The organism is Bacillus sp. EB600 (genome assembly GCF_024494385.1).
In the GTDB taxonomy this organism is placed as follows: domain Bacteria; phylum Bacillota; class Bacilli; order Bacillales; family Cytobacillaceae; genus JAEVLT01.
Map to the genome: position 1 here is coordinate 181,230 of NZ_JAEVLT010000007.1, position 18,004 is coordinate 199,233.

The following is an 18,004-nucleotide window of genomic DNA, read 5'->3' on the forward strand; positions in this document are numbered from 1 at the left end:
CATCAGGGGGTTATGGCTTTGAACACACGGTTACTTGGTATTATTGATGCAACAACCTTTTTTGAAGACCTTATTGAGTTAACACGCCATCGTTCAGTTGCTGCTATTCCGTTTGGCGGCAGATATCGGCTAATTGACTTTGTGCTTTCGAACATGGTCAATTCAGGGATTCAGAGCGTGGCTATTTTTCCAAAATATGAGTACAGATCATTAATGGATCACCTTGGCTCCGGCAAGAACTGGGACCTCAATCGAAAACGTGATGGGTTATTTTTCTTTCCATCGTCAATATTTGATAAACCTAGCAGAGATATAGGGTCATTTGACAATTATGCGGCCAATATTGATTTTTTGAAAAGAAGTACACAGGAATATGCGTTGATTTCAAAAGCTAACCTGATTTTTAATATCGATTTTGAGAAGCTGCTGGAATGGCATATTGAAAATGGCTGTGATATATCCGAAGTACGAAAAGATGGCCAATCTCTTGAGATATTTGTTATAAAGACAGAGCTCTTGCTTGAATTGATTGTATCCCGGTATAAAACCGGTTATTTGGGAATGAGGGATGTCGTAACAGATATCGATAGTCCTTACAGAGTTTGTTATTTTAATTTTGATGAATATGCAGTTACGGTCAATTCAGTTAAAAGCTACTTTTCCGCAAGCATGGATTTGCTCAACTTAGAAATCTGGAAAAAGCTGTTTCTTAAGGATCGCCCCATTTTGACAAAGGTAAAGGACGAACCACCAACTCGCTATGCAAAAACTGCGGTTGTTCACAATTCAATGGTGGCCAATGGAGCAGAGATACAAGGAAAGGTGGAAAACAGCATAATTGCCAGAGGGGTTAAAATTGCAAAAGGTGCAGTTGTTAAAAACTGTATCATTATGCAAAAATCACAAATTGGCGAAAATTGTGTGTTAGATCATGCTATTCTCGACAAGGATGTACGGGTTGAATCCGGGGTTGCGATCACCGGAACGCAGGAGGCTCCGTATATCTTGAAAAAAGGTTTGGTACAGGGAGTGAGGATGAACTCATGAAAATATTATTTGCAGTGTCAGAATGTGTACCGTTTATCAAATCGGGTGGACTTGCTGATGTGGCAGGGTCACTTCCGAAAGAGCTAAAAAAACTAGGGATGGATGTAAGGGTAATCCTTCCCAAATACCAATTAATATCTGATGAATACAAACAACAGATGGAAAAACTAACCGATTTCATTGTTCCTGTCGGCTGGAGGCAGCAATACTGTGGAATTGAACAGCTTGAACTTGATGGTGTGGTTTACTACTTTGTTGATAATGAATACTACTTTAAACGCAGTCAAATGTATGGGGACTTTGATGAAGGAGAAAAATTTTCCTATTTTAATCTAGCTGTTCTCGAAAGTATTAAGGAAATCGGCTTTTATCCTGACATTATTCATTGTCATGACTGGCATACAGGGATGATTCCATTTTTATTAAAAGAAAAGTATCGTAATCGAAAAGGCTATGAAGAGATCCGCACCGTCTTTACGATTCATAATCTTCAATTTCAAGGTATTTTTCCAAAAGAAATCCTTGGGGATTTGCTTGGATTAGAAGACGATTATTTTCATTCAGGGCAGTTAGAATTTTACGGGAATGTATCTTTTATGAAAGCAGCATTAATTTCGGCAGATAAAATTACGACTGTGAGTCCAACCTATATGGAGGAAATCCAGACAGCCTATCTTGGTGAAAGACTTGATGGCGTATTGCGAAGCCGGGGATTTGATCTAGTCGGCATTTTGAATGGTATTGATAATCGTTTATACGATCCGGAAACAGACCCAGCTTTACTTGCTGAGTATGGTCCAAAAAATCATGAGAAGAGGCTACTAAATAAGTTATCTATTCAAAGACATTTTGGTCTACAACAGGATGAAAACATCCCACTGATCGGCATGGTAACAAGATTAACTAAACAAAAAGGGATTGAGCTGGTTAAGGGAGTATTCGATGAGATCATGGCAACAGGGGTACAATTGATTGTCTTAGGGACAGGTGATCGGGAATTTGAACACTTCTTTAGTAATATGTCTGCTAAATACTATGACCAGTGCCGTGTCTTTATCGGATTTAATGAAGATCTTGCGCATCAAATCTATGCGGGAGCAGACCTTTTTTTAATGCCTTCAAAGTTTGAGCCCTGTGGACTTAGTCAATTGATTGCACTTCGTTACGGAGCGATTCCGATTGTTCGCGAGACTGGTGGATTAAATGATACCGTCAAGTCTTATAATGGAAATAACGGCGCCGGAAACGGGTTTACTTTCACCAATTTCAATGCCCATGACATGCTATTTACAATTGAACGAGCTTTAAATTTTTACCATCACAAACAGGACTGGAATCTGCTTGTTGAAAGTGTCATGCAGATGGATTATAGCTGGACACGGTCTGCAACTATTTATTATCAGCTTTATAAAGACCTAGTCTCAAGGAGTGATGTGGATGTTCTCGAGCATACAAGAGTTTAAATCCGTCTATCAAACAAAGCTCGAAATGTCCTATAATACGAGCTTGGATGAGAGTACAAAGAGTGAACAGTTCCAAACGCTTGCCCGTATGAGTATGGAGTATGTGCGTACTAACTGGATAAAAACAAATGAGCAAAATCAGAAATCCGGGCAAAAACAGGTCTATTACTTATCGATTGAGTTCTTATTGGGAAGACTGCTTCGTAATAATTTACTGAACCTTGGGATTGAAGAGGTGGTTGATCAAGGCCTGAAAGAATTAGGGATTGATTTTGGAGAACTGGAGGAGATGGAAGCTGATGCTGGACTGGGAAATGGAGGGCTGGGACGACTGGCTGCTTGTTTTCTCGATTCGCTTTCGACGCTAAATCTTCCGGGGCATGGTTGTGGGATTCGCTATAAGAATGGGTTGTTTGAGCAAAAAATTGTCAATGGGTATCAGGTTGAGCTCCCAGAACAATGGCTTCGGAGTGGCGCTGTGTGGGAGGTAAGAAAAGCTGAGGATTCTGTGCTTATTCCTTTCTGGGGGGAAATAGAGTGTGCTCAGGAAAATGGAAGGCTAGTTTTCCGACATGTGAACGCCGAAATTGTCAAGGCCGTTCCGTATGATCTTCCGGTTATTGGATTCCAAACAAACAATGTAAATACGTTAAGGCTTTGGAGTGCAGAACCATCTCATTTTGCTGCTAATAAAAAAGAAGCAGAAACCATTTCCCATTTGTTATATCCTGATGATACCCATGATGAAGGGAAAATTCTTCGCCTAAAGCAGCAATATTTACTTGTAGCTGCCAGTCTTAGTTCGATTGTTCACACATACAAACAACAGCAGCGGAGCCTGCTTGATTTTCATCAATATGTTAGTATTCATATTAATGATACCCATCCCGCCCTTGCCGTTCCAGAGTTGATGAGAATACTACTAGATGAAGAGGGATTAGGCTGGGATGAAGCCTGGCATATTACGGTAAACACTCTTTCTTATACCAATCATACTACTTTATCCGAAGCATTGGAGCGGTGGCCAATTCGGATTTTTCAACCGCTTTTGCCAAGAATGTTTATGATTATCGAAGAGATTAATGAGCGTTTCTGTAAGCAGTTGTGGGATAAGCACCCTGGGGATTGGGATAAGATCGGAAGCATGGCCATCATTGCAGATGGTGTTGTAAAAATGGCGCCACTTGCGATTGTAGGCAGCCATAGTAGTAACGGGGTGGCCAAGCTGCACACGGAGATATTAAAAGAAAGAGAAATGAGCACTTATTATAAAGAGTTTCCTGAGCGATTTAATAATAAAACAAATGGGATCACCCATCGGCGCTGGTTGTTAAAGGCCAATCCAAAGCTCTCAAGCCTTATAAATGAATCCATTGGTACCGAATGGATTGCAAAGCCAGAAAAAATGGAAGAGCTGCTGAAATTTAAGCATGATTCTGTCTTTCTAAAACAATTAGCTGCGATCAAGTTAGCCAACAAAGAAAGGCTAGCAAAGATCATCTATGAAAAATCTGGTGTCATAGTAGACACAGCTTCTATTTTTGATGTTCAGGTAAAACGATTGCATGCGTATAAACGTCAGCTCCTGAATGTACTTCATATTATGTATTTGTATAACCGCCTTAAAGAAGATCCACATTATCCTATGTTCCCGAGAACATTTATTTTTGGTGCAAAGGCCTCTCCAGGCTATTATTTTGCCAAAAAGGTTATAAAGTTGATCAATACAGTTGCCGAAAAGATCAATCATGATCCGGAGATAAACACTAAATTAAAAGTAATCTTTCTTGAAAATTATCGTGTCTCCCTTGCGGAGGATATTTTTCCTGCAGCAGATTTAAGTGAACAGATATCAACCGCTAGTAAAGAGGCTTCCGGAACAGGAAATATGAAGTTTATGATGAACGGTGCTTTGACGGTGGGAACGCTCGATGGTGCAAATGTTGAGATAACAGAGCTGGTTGGAAACAAGAATATTTTCCTGTTCGGATTAAGTGCCAGTGAAGTTCTTAACTATGAAAGAAATGGCGGCTATTATTCGGGTGAATACTATCATAATAATCATCGGATCCATCAAGTAGTCGAGCAATTGGTTAATGGATTTTTCCCGGGGTCAGAAGGGGAGTTTACGGCCATTTTTGAGGCTTTGCTTGATCAGAATGACCAATATTTTGTCCTCCGGGATTTTGCAGCCTACGCCACTATTCATGAGAAAATCAGCGAGGAATATCGAAACAGACAAGGCTGGCTTAAAAAGAGTCTAATCAACATTGCCAAATCAGGATTCTTTTCAAGTGACCGGACAATCCGTGAATATGCAAAAGACATTTGGAACATCAAGGGGACTGGAAATGATCATGGGGACGGTTCTTTTGTCTCGATAGAGGTTACCGGGACAAAATGATAATAGACTTTATCGGTTATTCTTTATTAAATTGTTGGAGTAATTGTATGGATGAAAAAGGGGTTGCGCCAATAAAATTTGGAGCGGCCCCATTGTTTAAAATGATAAGATTAACCTCAAAAAATGTTTCCAGGGATTTGAAATTTTAGCTATTCTTTGTGAAATTCTCATGAAAGGAACAGGAGGGAAATAGGTGGAATCTCAAAAATCTGTTATAGAAACGATGCAGCAGCGCCATTCGATCAGAACGTATGATACGCAAAGGATTACCGATCGTGATTTAAACAAACTATCCGAATACATAGCGGACGAACATAATTTGATCGGACTTTTTGAAAATAAGAGCAGAATTGAGCTTGTTCTGGTAACCAATAATGTGTCTGACAAAGGAATAAAGTTAGGAACATATGGATTCATCAAAAATCCAAGCGGTTATTTGGTCGGGGTTGCGCAAAATAATCGATATGCACTTTTGGATTTAGCCTACTGCTTTCATAAACTAGTATTATTTTTAAATGAATTAGATATGGGTACCTGCTGGATGGGTGGAACCTTCAATCGAAATTCATTCGAAAAGGAAATCCAATTTAGTGAAGGGGAGTTCATTCCGTGTATCACACCTGTTGGTTATCCAAAAAACAAACAAAGGGTTTTGGACAAAGCGCTTCGCTTCGTAGTCAAAGCAGATAACAAAAAGCCATGGGATCAGCTTTTTTATGATGCTAACTTCGAAGTCAGCTTAACAAAAGAACATGCTGACTGGCTTGAAATACCGATTGAAATGGTGAGGCTCGGACCTTCAGCATCCAATAAACAACCGTGGAGACTAGTTTTAACTGCAGATCGCAGGGTTTGTCATTTTTACATCGAGCACACGCCAAACTATAGCGCAAAATTAGGATATGATATGCAAATCTTGGATATGGGAATCGCGATCTGCCAGTTTGATTTAGCATGTCGGGAGTTAACGCTCAAAGGAGAATGGCTAGTAGAAGATCCGAAATTAGATCTTCCAAATCAACAGACTGAATATATCATTAGCTGGAAATCCCACTAATATAGGTTGCGTTACCTAAAGAAATAGCGTTCCTGCAAAATTGCTGAAAGTCGCCGATAATAATATTTGAAATAGTTAGTCCATTTTCTTTTATAATTTTTTAAAAGCACGAACCAATGCACCCACAAATAAAGAAGGAATGGTTTTGGAAAAAATAAACACCAATCTATAAGCTGCTATCATGTAATAACTGTATATTCGAGTTTATATAATAAATGAAATTTAACGAATACCAATACTATGTCAAAGAGTGATCCGCTTGCTTTCTTCCAAACTATCAACAAACAAATCTATCAGCCCGCGTTATCGTAACATGAGAATAGCTTATATGATAACCATTGCTATTACTATTTTATTGGGATTAGCCTCCAGAAAATTCAGCCATCTACTTCTGTTATTTGTAGCGCAGAATGCTGGGGATGCGCTGTGGGCTATGATGGTCTATTTTGGATTTAGGTTCTTATTAGTTCGGAATAGACTGCTCACAGCCATTTTCCTTAGCCTTTTGTTCAGCTTCGGAATTGAACTCAGTCAGCTATATCAGGCAGACTGGATTAATCACATACGAGGTACAGTGCTCGGAGGATTGATCCTGGGCAAGGGTTTTCTTACCGTGGATCTGATTCGGTATGCAACTGGGATTTTGATAGGCACTGTCTTGGATAAGGTGACGCTTATGTTCACTCAGAGATAGTTCACTTGCTTCAGGGTAACCATTTTCGAAAATTCTAATTGTGTGTTATTACAAACTAAGATCCTTTCAGCAGAGAGGATCTTAGTTTTATTTATGGATCCAAATAGAATTAATGGGCCCTATTTAAATTAAGTTACCTGTTAGTCAAAATGAAAAGTGCCCGTTTATGGCAACTTAGTCTCCCACGTGGGGATTGTTAGCCTGAATAAGAGTTATTTATATAATATATCGTCTTTTAGTGATGCCACTTTAGTTAAAGCTGTATCTATATCAGCTTCATTTACTCCAAAGTGAGCTAAAGCATCGTGAAGGTGTTTTACAATAGCATTAAAATGTTCTGGTTGAAGATTCATGTCTTGGTGAGCTTTTGCCATAGATTGTCCAGAATATTGATTTGGACCGCCTAATGCAAAACTTATAAATTTTGTCTGATGACTGCGTTGTTTTTCCATATCCGTTTCCTTAAAAAAATGATTTACTGTATTATCCTTAAGTACTAACTCGGAGTAAAAATAGTCCACAACTTTGGCTATCGCTTCCTCTCCGCCAACTTTTTCGTAAAGTGATTGTTCCATATCGATTCTCTCCTATTCATAAATTAATAGAAGTATTATTTGCTGAAAACTTATTTTTATCCGTTAATTGTTAGTAAATCTTTCATTTTGCAATATATTCAGAAGGATTGTAACGCCTGTCCTTGTACTTGAATATTATATACAAGGCGTAAGGAAGCACCTTGCGTCAGCTTTGGCTGGCTATTTTAGTCAGTCTTTTTTATAAGAACAATAAAATTGAGTTACGCCGACCTTGTTAAAATAATAGGAATTGCTTTATGAAACAAAAGAACCGTCCCTTAATCTATAGAATAAAATGCAGTCAATGCATGAAGGAGGAAAAAGGTTTGTCTGTCCCAACTATTTTAATCCCAGGATTACAAGGAACGAAACTTGTCAATGTGAACACACTTGATTTTGATACGATATGGTCAACGATTCAAAGCAAATATGAAACGATCTATGAACTGTCTTTAAAACAGGATAGTCGTTATGAAGTCAATTCAAAATCGATTATTGAGCGGGGTGATGTAGAGGATCTGCCTTATCGGGAAGCAGTATACATCCTCGAGAATAAGACTAAAATGCCAGTTTATATTTTTGGTTATGATTGGAGGAAATCTTCGGCAGAAACGGCCAAGCGTTTAGCTAATTATGTTACTTATCTAAAGGAGAAACTTTCGGTAAAAACGTTCAACTTTATTGCTCATAGCATGGGTGCAATGGTATTCAGCTGCTATTTGCAAAATTTGCAAGGGAATTATGATGTCATTGAGCATGCTGTTTTGGCAGCATGTCCTTTTAAAGGTTCCGTAAGGGCTCTGATTTCTCTAACTGCCGGAGAGAGCGGTTTTAAATTTCCGCTGCTCAATTCAAATGATGAATTCAGGAAGATAGCCCGTACGTTTCCTTCGGTTTATGAGATGTGTCCGACATATAAGGATGCGGTTGTTTTTGAAAACGGGCAAGATTTTGATTTATTCAATCCTAACCATTGGCAATCCAACATTGGTGATGATGACAAAGGAATGTTTCTTAATAGGCTCAAACAGATAAAAACATTCTGGGATAGGCAAAATCCAGCGATGCTGAATTTAAGCGAGCTTCCGGAAGTGGTCAGAAAAAAATTTCTAATTCTTACTGGAGAGGGTGAAAAAACGAAAACAAAAGTCATTGTCCAGCTTCAGAGCCCAGATAGTCGGGCAAAAAATTTCTTTAATTTTGATTCTCCCGATGCGGATGGTGATGGAGATGGGACGGTTTCACTAGAAAGTTCAGCCATCTATAAGGATACCGTTTTAACACTGGCCCTGAAGAAGAAGTGGAGTGACATAGCCATGCATGGTCTTTTCTTGAACGATGGAAGAGTCCAAACCATGATTTCAAGGTTTCTTTTAAATAAAACTTCAGAGAATTCCGCAGGTCCTCCCTGGTGGTCCGTACTTGATGGTTCAGTCAGACAAGTCAAATAAAGTTATTGAATTATTAAGTACTACCTCCTACTTTGAATATCTGGCTGTTCAAACCCTTTTGTAGTAGGAATGTATAATATAGCAAAATAATTTCGTGCTATCGCACAATTAAAATTCGCCCCGTCCCAATTGTTGGGTAACGTCTTCCACTCAGTTTAATCATAAACAATTTCGCTTGATTAGTATGGAAGGGGCATCCGCATAGATTAGGGGATTGCCCCAACTACTACCGTCTACTAATTTACTTTTTTTCCATTACTGCAAAGTAATTGCCTTCGTTATCAGCAAAGTTAAATACTTTACCAGTAGGCATTGTCACCATTTCTCCAACTGTGATATTTTTATCGGAAAAATCCTTATACAATTGATCAATATTTTCTGAGAAAAACATTAATGATGGTGTGTTAAGATTTAATTCCGGCTGCATTTTCGCAATAAATTCCTTATTATGGAGAATAATACTTGTTTCCGATTCTTTAGTGGGGGCTATTTCAATAAATCTTAGTCCTTGACCATTATTTACTTCAGAAATAACGCTAAACCCTGCTTTTTCTTTCCAAAATGCTACTGTTTCATCCTGGTTATTTACATAGAGCATGATTTGACCGACTTTATTGATCATTCGCTTCTCCCCATTTCACTTAGGTTTCTGGTACCATTTTACCCTATTTGTGACACTTTGTATCCTCCGGCGAACTAAATTTTTGCTGACCTTTAAAAGAGAATAGACAGAGGGGCGAAGGTCAGCTTCTGTTAAAAAAGAAATTCAATTTAATGATTGAATAAAAGACACGGCAGTGATAAAAAGTAGTGTAGGATTCTCAGTTCTTCCATGGTTACAATTGACTAGTTTTGTTTTCTTGCTATTCCGTTCTCAAAAGCCTTCTATTTTTAAATGATAAAATTGGTATAAGAAATATTAACCTATGTAGGCATGCCTAACACGCCCTTTTTGTTTAAAAAGAAACTGGGCATACCAGTACAGTATCGTCAGGTACATAGCCAAAGCAATAAAACGGAGGAAATTTACCATGGAAAAAAAGAATAAACCCACCATTTTTTGGTCTTTGCTGAGGGAACAGGATTGGAGCTTTTATCTTGCATCAAACTCGAAAGGACTGTGCTATGTTGGTTCACAGAACAAACCATTCGATGAATTGTCTGGATGGGCGAAGAAACGCTTTCCAGGGAGTCTGCTTGTTGAGGACGGCGAAAAGCTTGAACCTTATAAGGTTGAAATCATTGAATATCTAGAAGGAAAACGGAAAACATTTACTGTTCCATTTGATTTCAAAGGAACAGCATTCCAGCTTGCAGTCTGGAATGCACTTTGTGAGATTCCGTACGGGCAGACTAAGTCATACTCTGACATAGCAAACGATATAAATAAACCAGCCGCTGTTCGTGCCGTAGGGGCAGCTATTGGAGCTAATCCAGTTCTAATCACTGTGCCATGCCACCGTGTTGTAGGAAAGAATGGATCGTTAACCGGCTACCGTGGTGGATTAGAAATGAAGACTCTGCTTTTGGATCTGGAAAGACAAGGGTCATCCAGCAAAGAGTGATAAACGGAGTTAAAAGCTATGGGTTTCTAGTTGTTGGGCTCTACGAATTTTTGTGATGAAAAACATTGAATCAGCCAAAGAATGGCCAGTTTTAGGGTTCCAGTGGAAATGAATAAATCCATTTAAAGCAAAATAATGGTTCCATTCACATTAATATAAATCGGTTCTTTGTCTTCATCATAAACTGGATGGGTTTTATTATGTTCATCCAGAAGTACAAAATCTACCTGTTTAATTTGTCCTGTAAAAGGGAATTCCGGTATCGGGTAGTTAGAACTGACCGGTGTTAATCGATCGCGTCCTATGTCTAACCCTTCAAAAGAAATAATAAATGGTAAAGTCCGTGCTATATCGACTGTCCCTACTAATTGGTTATTAATATAAATCCGCCCTGATCCCTGAGTGAATCTGTTCTTAAACTCAAAGTGGATGGTTGAAAAACCAACGGGCACTTCTACAGAAGATTTAACCCTATAGACTGTACCAACGTAATTATATTCATAAATCAAGTAATTATCTTTTATATAAAGAGAATACCCACTTGAATGGCTCCCATGAGCAATTAAAACACCTTCCTCTTTATGGTTTACGCGAAATATAGGAACAGTAATGGAATAAGAAGTCATCGTTATTCTTGGAGCAGCACTGGTTGGCAAATGAGCCATTCCGGGATAGTAGGTAAAGATTGTTCGTCCCTCCTGCAAGCCTTGATATCCCTTACGAAATGGGATGTCATCTAAAGGGAGAACGTTGTACTTTTTTGCCTCCTGCATCCAGAGTTCATCAAGGTATTTTACTTTTTCTGGATATTTTTCTGCTAGATTATACTTTTGTGAAAAGTCTTTATTTAGATAATATAGCTCCCATTTATCTTCACTAAAAGGGATCCCTCTTTCATGGTAGGTAACAGCCATCCATCCGTCATGCCAAATAGCCCGATTACCAAGCATTTCAAAATACTGCGTTTTTCGTTTGGTGGACACTTCGGGGATTGTAAATGTATCCATCATACTTACCCCATGCATAGGCATTTGTTCAACACCTTTATATTTTTGTGGAGGCTTAATCGATAATAACTCCAGGATTGTAGGCGTGATATCAATCGCATGGTAGAATTGTGTACGAATCGCTCCTGGGTCTTGGATCACTTGGGGGTATTGAATGATAAGGGGAACGCGAATGCCCCCCAAAAAAGTATCTTGCTTATAATATTTAAAAGGCGTATTAGCAGCTTGTGCCCAACCCTTAGGATAATTAGGACTGACTGAAGGACCACCAATTTCAGTTTTCTTTTTATACATCTCTTCCACACTTTCCTCAATTCCATTGAAGTAGGCAGAATCGTAAATCGAACCATTCCAGCCGCCTTCCTGACTGCCTCCATTATCCGATAGTAAAACAATAATTGTTTCTTTAAGTTTATTTTTTAAATTTAAAAAGTTCAGTAGCCTTCCAATTTGTTGATCTGTATGTGTTAAAAAACCAGCAAACGTCTGCTGAAATTGAATAAACAGTGTCTTTTCTTTATGTGTCAGCTCTGCCCATGGCTTGATGCCGGGATTGCGTTCAACAAGTTCGGTCTCTTGAGGAATAACGCCTAATTCTTTTTGATGCTTAAACCTCTCTTTTCGGATGTGATCCCAGCCTTTATCATAAACTCCTTCATATTTATCGATAAACGGTTTTGGTACTTGATGTGGTTCGTGTTGAGCACCAAATGCTAAATAGAGAAAGAATGAGCGTTCCGGAGTAACGGATAGGTGATCGGTTAGAAATTCCAGTGCTTTATCAACCAGGTCTTCGGATAGATGGTAGTTTTGTTTTTTCGTCTTCTGTACACGATGATTATCATAGATTAAATCTGGTGCATACTGATCCGTCATACCTAATAAAAATCCATAAAACCGTTCAAAGCCTTTAGAAAGAGGCCAATTATCAAACGGTCCACTAGACGCTGCTTCATGTCCAGGAACGAGATGCCATTTTCCTGCCATATAAGTGGCGATCCCGTTCATTTTTAAGATTTCAGCGACTGAAACAGCTCGTTCTGTAATTCTTCCCCTTTTATTAGGAAATTGAGGTCCCCAATCAAATTCAGTAACAGTACCTACTCCAACAGAATGGCAATTACGGCCTGTAAGAAGACAAGCACGAGTCGGTGAACACAATGGGGTAACATGAAAATGATTGTATCTCAATCCGTTCTTAGCTATTGAATCTATATTAGGGGTCTCAATCTCCGAACCATAGCATCCTAAAGCAGAAAATCCAACATCATCGAGCACGATATAAATGACATTCGTCCTTTTTTTATTCGTGTCTGGCTCCTTTTTAGTATCCATAATCATTTTCCTTTCAAGTAAGATAATCATACATAATCCATAGGCAATTGATGGTAGTGCATATTTAGAATATATATTTTAGGGCTCAATTAGATATGTTGGAAACTATGTTAAGAAATTTTTCATGATAGGATTTGTTTGGGTTATTTGCTTGTACACAACTAGGACATCCTACATATTTTATAATATGCCATTTGTAAAGGAGGAGATATCATGCAATTAGATTATGAGAAAGCACTGCGTTTAAAGGGCCAGATGATTCGGTTTAAAAATAGTGACGGGGAATGGACAACTGGTAGAGTAGTAAGGGTAAAAAAAGAAGGACTTGAGATTGAGGAATTAGGTGCTTCCAGACCAAATGATGGGTATGGGTTTGGTTTTTTTGGACCAGGACCGTTTTTTGGACCTCCCGTTTTCGTTCCATTTGTGGGAGTTGGGTTCGCTCCATTATTCTTTTGGTAAGGGAAGTACATTTTTGCAACAAAGTGATTTATCCTGTGAAGGAATAAAAAAGGGCTGTTCCAAGATTGATGCTCAATCAACTTTTGGACAGCCGCTTTTCTATATTAAAAGATGTGCAGTTTATGAAAATACAAGAGTACCTCGATTGTCATTCTAATTAAAGTCATATTAAAGCTGTCCTCAAATATAATAATTTGTAACGAATTATTATATAAGAGGTGGTTTTACTTTTGGAAGAAGGTTTTCAAGTTATTGGATATACTCCAAAATACATTTGTAATGTTGGGAATTTATTACCCGGAGAAGAATATTTTCTTATAATCCACAATGCCTTAACACATGTGTCCGATGAAGAAATTGTTGAAATACACAGCACCCAACCGGACGGTAAAGAAGATCTGAAGTCATGGTGTAAATTGAATAGTCATATCTTTCTTGAATCGATTGATGCTGGAGAATATACAAAATTTATAGTCCAAAAAGGACAGCACCAAGCTAACTTTACCAGTATGCCTGATTGGGGTGTTAAACTGCCACGAGGCAAAAATGGCACAATTCGATTGAAGGATTGGCTAACAGGGAGAATGGCAAAAATAATGGATCAACCACATGCCTACCTTGGCTTTGTCCCCAGGGGGGCAGTTGCTGAAGCCGGAAATCCCGAATTTACTTTTGCATTACATAATGCAGATGAAGTATGGACGGATAATGCTGCTGACTTATATGAGCAAGCCAAAACGTCACAATGGAATCCAACGACAGATATTCCTTGGAATGAGTTAGCGGAATTACCAGAAGATGTAGAATGGGCTGTATGTCAGATTATGACTTTTTTAGCAGAGAATGAATTTTCAGCTTTTTATGTTCCTGCAAAGTTTCTTCATCGCATCCACCCCCATTTTATTGAACCTATACTATTTCTTGCCACTCTTGTTCTAGATGAAGCACGCCATATCGAAGTATTTACAAAACGAGCAATGGCAAATGGCGGCGGTTTACAATTTTCGTCGGTCATGACGGAACGTTCGCTGCATAGTTTGTACATTGAAGAGGATTATTTTAAATCCTCTTTTATGATGCACGTCTTAGGGGAAGGAACCTTTCTGGACTTGCTGCAATTTATCGAACGTCATGCTCCAGATGAAGTGACGCGGAAAATTGTTCAATTGGCAAGACAAGATGAAGCAAGACACGTTGCTTATGGAATTGCTCACGTCCGTCAGCAGCTAATAAATCAGCCTAATTTGATTCATTCTTTATTTGAAACAGTTGAACAGCGCCAGCAGTTTGTTGCAGCAGCTGCTGGAGGGAATTCACACACTATGGAAGCATTGGCAATTTTAGCAGGAGGTGGCAGACAGCCTGAGCATATCCAAAAAGGTTTTCATGCGGTCAAAGAGTTACAAGCGAAAATGCATGAAAACCGGATTAAACGTCTCGTTACGATTGGTTTAACCGAAGATCAAGCAATGAAAATATCAACGCTCCACACACCGAATTTCATGTAAGGGGGAATAAGTATGTCAGTTTTACAAACAGGTAGTTTAATTGCAATTGCCAAAGAAGTTGCCCAAAATGTGTTAGCGGTTAATGCAGCAGCAATTGATCGGGAACGCCGTTTTCCAATTGAAAATTTTGAAGCACTCAAAAAAGCAGGTTTAATGGGGCTGCTAGTTCCAAAAGAATTTGGTGGACATGATGCTAACTTTGAAACGCTTGCGTCTGTTATGGAAGTATTAGGTGAAGCCTGTGCTTCAACAGCGATGTGTTTCCTTATGCATAATTGTGGAACAGCTGTCCTGGCACGTTATTCGGAAGGAGAACAAAGAGGGCGAGTGCTCAGACCTATTGCCAAAGGGGAAAAAATCGCAACACTTGCTTTTAGTGAAACAGCGAATGGAGCTCATTTCTATCAACCATCGATACAGGCGGTCCGTAAGGGAGATTCGTTTATTTTAAATGGAAAAAAAAGCTTCGTAACAAACGGAAATCAAGCCGACTATTATCTAGTTGTTGCGAAAGCACCAGAAGGACAAGTAGGGTTAAATATTTTTATCGTCGAAGAAGATACAGAAAACCTCTCGTTTTCAGGTGAGTGGGATGGAATTGGTATGGCTGGTAATTCAAGTATTGTGATGGAATTAAATGATTCTCCAGTTCCCGCTAGAAATTTGGTTGGAAAAGAAGGTATTGGTCTGGGTGTCATTTTTGATCTTGTTGCACCTGTCTTTATTGCCGGCATATCTGCCGTTAACGTAGGCATTGCCAGAGCAGCGCTTACTAGTGCAATCGAACATACAAAAAAACGAACACACCAAAATGCTGATTCTTCGATTGCAAACTATCAAGCTATTCAAATGTATTTAGCAGATATGTATGTAGCTGTTGATGGTGCCAATGCACATGTAAAAAAGACAGCCTCAATGCTGGACAACGCAGATCCAGAAGCACTTTTATCCGTATTAGCAACAAAAACACTTGCTTGTGAAACAGCTGTCAATGTAACTGGGACAGCGATGCAGGTTTGCGGCGGCATCGGCTTTACGAAGCGCTTACCTGTTGAACGCTACTATCGTGATAGTCGTGCTGGAAGCGTAATGGCACCAACAACGGAAATATTAAAAACATGGATTGGTAAAAGCTTAGTCGGCTTACCATTAATGTGAGGAGAATAAAAATGACCAAAACAGTTATGCTTGGTGCCGTAGCCTATGATCCGAAAGTTGTCACGATTTGGGATACGATTCGTGCCTTATTTCAAAAGGAAAATTTTTCATTAGACTATGTATTATTTTCAAACTATGAAGCCCAAGTGGAAGCATTAATGGACGGTTTTATTGATATTGCTTGGAATACAAATGTTGCTTACGTAAAGGTACAAGAACGGCTTCAAGGGAAGGCCCAGATTTTAGGAATGCGTGATACAGACCTAGATTTTACAACAAAATTAGTCGTTAAAGCAGATTCCGATATTAGAAGTAGTAAAGATTTAAAGGGAAAAAGGGTTGCGTTGGGAAGTCGTGATTCTGGGCAGGCGGCCATTTTACCTGCGTACTACTTAGCTGAAGAGGGCTATAATCTAAATAAAGACTTATCGATCATTCGCTTTGACTTAGATGTGGGTAAACATGGTGATACGGGAACAAGTGAACTTGAGGTACTTGATGCACTGGAAAAGGGGGAGGCAGATGCAGGGGCAATCGGTCACTCAACGTGGATACGCCTTTTAGAAACAGGGCAAATAGGAAATCGTAAATTAAAGTCAATTTGGACATCACCCGGCTATTCTCATTGTAATTTTACTAGTTTACCTGCTTTTGATGCTCAGCTTGCTGAACGGTTTACAAAAATTTTGCTAGACATGGACCCGAATCAACCCGATGTAAAACAGATGATGGAGTTAGAAGGCTTGAACCGATGGGTACTTTCAGGAAATGAAGGCTACCATGACCTAGCAAACGCCATGAAGTTTTTGAAGATCATTGAAAAAGATCCACAGCTCGTTTAAGGGGACGGTTCTCTTGTTCTTTTTCAGTGCGATTTAGAATCTGTAAAAAAGTATATTACTATGAAAAAGCTTGTAGAAAAAAGTCTTTGGGACTGATCTAAAAGCTTTTATTCATTTTAAAAAAATCAGCATTTCCAAGTTTGTAAGCAGGAAAGAGGAATCTGTTTAGATTAAACCTAGTCGCTCTAAACCGTAGCGTACACCGTCTTCTTCGGCGGAGAATGTTACGCGATTAGCAGCTTGTTTCACTTCATCGCGAGCAGACCCCATGGCTACGCCCATTCCAACCATAGACAGCATTTCAATATCATTTAATCCATCCCCAAAGGCAACTGCTTCGTCGGGTGCAATACCAAACTTGTCTAACAATTTTGTTAGACCAACCGCTTTGTTTGAATTGGACAAATTCACATCACATGTTTTTGATCCCTTTGTAGTCCACCTTCGGAAATCTAATTCTGGAACCATTGTTTGATAGGTTGACTCTTCCTCCTTATCACAGTGAAGGAACATTTGATAAATATCCTGATCCATCCAAAATTTAGGCGGTGCAAGTTCAGGTTTCCACGACTGATTCCTGAAGGCCTGCACGACGTATGGATGGATTAAATCGGTAGCCTTGAAGCTCGTACTACTTAAAAAAGTAAGTGGATGCTGGTAATCATCTGACAAGTGATGTACTTTTTTTAATATATTTTTATCAATAGCATTCTGGTAAATTTCTTTTCCTTCAAAATAGACATAGGCACCATTGAAAAAGACCATGGAATCCACACCTGTTTCCTGAATAATAGCCTCGGAAAAATAGGGAGCCCTCCCAGTAGCAATAACCACTTTCATATTTTTGTCTCTAAGCCGCTGAATCGCATCCTTTGTGGCAGGACTAATCGTTTTTCCATGTGGAAGGATGGTACCATCTATATCTAAAATAACTACTTTATAATTCATAAAAAGTTCTCCTAACGATGCAAATCTTCCTTATAATATATGATGTATCCTTAGCATAGTATAACATTTTTGACGAAAAAGCTAATGAAAGCCGTCTTTCAGACTGTTTATACGTGTAACACCTAATCAAGTTAAAAACCGTTCCTAAACTGCCAAATTATATCTTTAAATCTGCTAAATTTATCAAGAGTCAGGTTGAATAGACAACTGACTGTATCGTCTGCAAATCGGTTTCCTCTCAACTAAGGGTGCAATAGTTAAAGATGTTCTCAAAATGGATGGTCTATTTTTAGGTGAATTGGATGGTTAATAAATGAGCCAGATGAGTTATCATTTAATAAGCACTTATAAAAAATTAAAGCTTTAAAGAGAGAAATTATAACATTTATAAGAGGTGCAGAATGTTTATAATGTTCGGTTTAGTTATTTTGATCTTAATTATTTCTGTGATTGCTACTCTATTTTTCGCTGTGAAGCCTGACGAAAAT

Annotated in this window: 15 protein-coding genes; 11 read left to right on the forward strand and 4 right to left on the reverse strand. The window is 38.8% G+C overall.

Annotation, left to right across the window (positions count from 1 at the left end):
* The first annotated feature begins 18 nt into the window (after window positions 1–18).
* From JN080_RS10365 to JN080_RS10385, 5 genes are all read left to right on the forward strand, one after another.
* Window positions 19–1,047: a GlgC family sugar phosphate nucleotidyltransferase gene (locus tag JN080_RS10365; RefSeq protein ID WP_256235908.1), complete on the forward strand. Its 1,029-nt coding sequence runs from the start codon at window positions 19–21 to the stop codon at window positions 1,045–1,047.
* Window positions 1,044–2,510, forward strand: coding sequence for a glycogen synthase GlgA (gene glgA / locus JN080_RS10370; RefSeq protein WP_256235909.1), 1,467 nt, complete (start codon window positions 1,044–1,046; stop codon window positions 2,508–2,510). The genes JN080_RS10365 and glgA overlap by 4 nt, the downstream gene beginning before the upstream one ends.
* Window positions 2,485–4,914 (forward strand): glycogen/starch/alpha-glucan phosphorylase, encoded by a 2,430-nt coding sequence (locus JN080_RS10375; protein ID WP_256235910.1) that lies wholly within the window; start codon window positions 2,485–2,487, stop codon window positions 4,912–4,914. Before glgA ends, JN080_RS10375 begins: the two co-directional genes overlap by 26 nt.
* 193 nt (window positions 4,915–5,107) lie before the next feature.
* Complete coding sequence (locus JN080_RS10380; protein ID WP_256235911.1) at window positions 5,108–5,971, forward strand: nitroreductase family protein; 864 nt, start codon at window positions 5,108–5,110, stop codon at window positions 5,969–5,971.
* Window positions 5,972–6,284: 313 nt separating this feature from the next.
* The gene (locus tag JN080_RS10385; RefSeq protein WP_256235943.1) at window positions 6,285–6,665 is read left to right on the forward strand and encodes a ribosomal maturation YjgA family protein; all 381 of its coding nucleotides are present in this window, start codon (window positions 6,285–6,287) and stop codon (window positions 6,663–6,665) included.
* Between the two features lie 212 nt (window positions 6,666–6,877).
* Here the strand turns inward: JN080_RS10385 and JN080_RS10390 are convergent, their stop codons facing one another.
* Window positions 6,878–7,240: a group I truncated hemoglobin gene (locus tag JN080_RS10390; protein WP_256235912.1), complete on the reverse strand. Its 363-nt coding sequence runs from the start codon at window positions 7,238–7,240 to the stop codon at window positions 6,878–6,880.
* 326 nt (window positions 7,241–7,566) lie between these two features.
* Between JN080_RS10390 and JN080_RS10395 the strand changes: the two genes are divergently transcribed.
* Complete coding sequence (locus tag JN080_RS10395) at window positions 7,567–8,691, forward strand: lipase/acyltransferase domain-containing protein (protein ID WP_256235913.1); 1,125 nt, start codon at window positions 7,567–7,569, stop codon at window positions 8,689–8,691.
* Window positions 8,692–8,932: 241 nt separating this feature from the next.
* Here JN080_RS10395 and JN080_RS10400 read toward each other — a convergent pair whose 3' ends face one another.
* On the reverse strand, window positions 8,933–9,313 hold the full coding sequence (locus JN080_RS10400) for a VOC family protein (RefSeq protein ID WP_256235914.1): 381 nt from the start codon (window positions 9,311–9,313) through the stop codon (window positions 8,933–8,935).
* A gap of 409 nt (window positions 9,314–9,722) precedes the next feature.
* Between JN080_RS10400 and JN080_RS10405 the strand changes: the two genes are divergently transcribed.
* Complete coding sequence (locus JN080_RS10405; protein WP_256235915.1) at window positions 9,723–10,256, forward strand: methylated-DNA--[protein]-cysteine S-methyltransferase; 534 nt, start codon at window positions 9,723–9,725, stop codon at window positions 10,254–10,256.
* A gap of 122 nt (window positions 10,257–10,378) precedes the next feature.
* Here the strand turns inward: JN080_RS10405 and JN080_RS10410 are convergent, their stop codons facing one another.
* Window positions 10,379–12,598: an arylsulfatase gene (locus JN080_RS10410; protein ID WP_256235916.1), complete on the reverse strand. Its 2,220-nt coding sequence runs from the start codon at window positions 12,596–12,598 to the stop codon at window positions 10,379–10,381.
* Window positions 12,599–12,811: 213 nt separating this feature from the next.
* Between JN080_RS10410 and JN080_RS10415 the strand changes: the two genes are divergently transcribed.
* The 4 genes from JN080_RS10415 to JN080_RS10430 all read left to right on the forward strand — a co-directional run bounded on the left by JN080_RS10415 (window position 12,812) and on the right by JN080_RS10430 (window position 16,568).
* A complete protein-coding gene (locus JN080_RS10415) occupies window positions 12,812–13,060 on the forward strand; it encodes a hypothetical protein (RefSeq protein ID WP_256235918.1) in 249 nt (82 codons plus the stop codon).
* Window positions 13,061–13,290: 230 nt separating this feature from the next.
* On the forward strand, window positions 13,291–14,568 hold the full coding sequence (locus JN080_RS10420) for a hypothetical protein (RefSeq protein WP_256235920.1): 1,278 nt from the start codon (window positions 13,291–13,293) through the stop codon (window positions 14,566–14,568).
* 12 nt (window positions 14,569–14,580) lie between these two features.
* Window positions 14,581–15,726, forward strand: coding sequence for an acyl-CoA dehydrogenase family protein (locus tag JN080_RS10425; RefSeq protein WP_256235922.1), 1,146 nt, complete (start codon window positions 14,581–14,583; stop codon window positions 15,724–15,726).
* 11 nt (window positions 15,727–15,737) lie between these two features.
* Window positions 15,738–16,568 (forward strand): phosphate/phosphite/phosphonate ABC transporter substrate-binding protein, encoded by an 831-nt coding sequence (locus tag JN080_RS10430; RefSeq protein ID WP_256235923.1) that lies wholly within the window; start codon window positions 15,738–15,740, stop codon window positions 16,566–16,568.
* Window positions 16,569–16,733: 165 nt separating this feature from the next.
* Here JN080_RS10430 and JN080_RS10435 read toward each other — a convergent pair whose 3' ends face one another.
* Window positions 16,734–17,516, reverse strand: a complete 783-nt coding sequence (locus JN080_RS10435; protein WP_256235924.1) for a Cof-type HAD-IIB family hydrolase — start codon at window positions 17,514–17,516, stop codon at window positions 16,734–16,736.
* Window positions 17,517–18,004: the final 488 nt, after the last annotated feature.

What these genes read in the sequence shown, in the direction of transcription:
- JN080_RS10390 (WP_256235912.1), bottom strand. Translation starts at nt 7,240, where the DNA reads ATGGAACAATCACTTTACGAAAAAGTTGGCGGAGAGGAAGCGATAGCC.
- JN080_RS10375 (WP_256235910.1), top strand. Translation starts at nt 2,485, where the DNA reads ATGTTCTCGAGCATACAAGAGTTTAAATCCGTCTATCAAACAAAGCTC.
- JN080_RS10415 (WP_256235918.1), top strand. Translation starts at nt 12,812, where the DNA reads ATGCAATTAGATTATGAGAAAGCACTGCGTTTAAAGGGCCAGATGATT.
- glgA (WP_256235909.1), top strand. Translation starts at nt 1,044, where the DNA reads ATGAAAATATTATTTGCAGTGTCAGAATGTGTACCGTTTATCAAATCG.
- JN080_RS10435 (WP_256235924.1), bottom strand. Translation starts at nt 17,516, where the DNA reads ATGAATTATAAAGTAGTTATTTTAGATATAGATGGTACCATCCTTCCA.
- JN080_RS10405 (WP_256235915.1), top strand. Translation starts at nt 9,723, where the DNA reads ATGGAAAAAAAGAATAAACCCACCATTTTTTGGTCTTTGCTGAGGGAA.
- JN080_RS10400 (WP_256235914.1), bottom strand. Translation starts at nt 9,313, where the DNA reads ATGATCAATAAAGTCGGTCAAATCATGCTCTATGTAAATAACCAGGAT.
- JN080_RS10410 (WP_256235916.1), bottom strand. Translation starts at nt 12,598, where the DNA reads ATGGATACTAAAAAGGAGCCAGACACGAATAAAAAAAGGACGAATGTC.
- JN080_RS10430 (WP_256235923.1), top strand. Translation starts at nt 15,738, where the DNA reads ATGACCAAAACAGTTATGCTTGGTGCCGTAGCCTATGATCCGAAAGTT.
- JN080_RS10385 (WP_256235943.1), top strand. Translation starts at nt 6,285, where the DNA reads ATGAGAATAGCTTATATGATAACCATTGCTATTACTATTTTATTGGGA.
- JN080_RS10425 (WP_256235922.1), top strand. Translation starts at nt 14,581, where the DNA reads ATGTCAGTTTTACAAACAGGTAGTTTAATTGCAATTGCCAAAGAAGTT.